The organism is Moorena sp. SIO3I6 (assembly GCF_010672095.1).
Genome location: NZ_JAAHHU010001685.1, coordinates 1 through 1,074, shown reverse-complemented (window position 1 = coordinate 1,074; position 1,074 = coordinate 1). Strand labels below are relative to the sequence as shown.

Here is a 1,074-nt window from a genome sequence, read left to right as displayed (position 1 = left end):
TCCCCCTTTTTTAAGGGGGATAATGGGGGATCTCCGAGGCAAGAAGACACGCCCTAGCATGCATGCCTATTGCCTATTGCCTATTGCCTATTGCCTATTGCCTATTGCCTCTTGCCTATTGCCTCTTGCCCCTATTGCCTATTGCCTCTTACCTATTGCCTATTGCCTATTGCCTATTGCCTATTGCCTATTGCCTATTGCCTCTTGCCTTTTACTGTTTGACCCTGTGGTGCGTTACGGGACGGAGTGTCTCAATACTGCCTACTGAGAAAATTAGCGACAGCCCGTCCCTAACGCACCCTACGCAACTGCTCCCTGCTCCCTGCTCCCTGTTCCCTATTCCCTATTCCCTATTCCCTATTCCCTGTTCCCTGTTAAACACAAATCACAATTAATACTATGGAAAGTACCAAGCAATTTACCAAATACATGAAAGCGGATGAACGGCCATCTGTAGATGGCTCTATAGATGTTTCATCTGTGTTGGGAGAATGGTTTAATACCAAACCAGATACTAACTACATCAAGAAAGTAATCTTAAGCGATCGCAATGGTAGTTTAATCATCAATGCTTATGGAGCTAGCGATGGGGGGTTAATTGATTGGGGAGAAGCGGAAGCTATACCCTACGGTTCTGGTATATCATCCCTGATGGCAGCAGGATTCCATGCCCTTTTTACTCTAGACGGAATTGAGACTCATCTTGTTTCCAATCAAAAACTAAGTATACTCTGCATTCAATCCTACACTCGCTACCTAGACGGTAGTGGTCGTATTGGGCACTTTTCCCGCGAGTTTTTCCACCGTTAGTCGTCTTTAAGGTAATAGTTTTATAGTCTGGAGATATTTAATAAATGAAATGGAACGAAATTCATGGTGAAACCCAGAGTTATCAACCGAATAACAATGCTCAACTTGACTTAAGTGCCATTCTGGGAACTTGGATCAATTCTAGTGAAAAAACCGAGTGGATTAAGAAGTATACCATAACTCAGGAGGGCGATCGCGTTTTTATCAATGTTTATGGTGCTAATTCCCCGGAAGATTGGGGCAAAGTTGAGGTCACAACATTTA

At 43.7% G+C, this 1,074-nt stretch carries 2 protein-coding genes and 1 pseudogene; all 3 read left to right on the top strand.

The features are described from left to right. Positions 1-62 precede the first annotated feature (62 nt). Complete coding sequence (locus F6K49_RS52295) at positions 63-395, top strand: hypothetical protein (RefSeq protein ID WP_293110964.1); 333 nt, start codon at positions 63-65, stop codon at positions 393-395. Between the two features lie 4 nt (positions 396-399). After that, positions 400-810: a hypothetical protein gene (locus F6K49_RS52290; RefSeq protein WP_293110962.1), complete on the top strand. Its 411-nt coding sequence runs from the start codon at positions 400-402 to the stop codon at positions 808-810. A 44-nt stretch (positions 811-854) separates the two neighbouring features. Then, positions 855-1,074, top strand: a pseudogene (locus F6K49_RS52285) (hypothetical protein); the annotation flags it as partial.

What these genes read in the sequence shown, in the direction of transcription:
- F6K49_RS52295 (WP_293110964.1), top strand. Translation starts at nt 63, where the DNA reads ATGCCTATTGCCTATTGCCTATTGCCTATTGCCTATTGCCTATTGCCT.
- F6K49_RS52290 (WP_293110962.1), top strand. Translation starts at nt 400, where the DNA reads ATGGAAAGTACCAAGCAATTTACCAAATACATGAAAGCGGATGAACGG.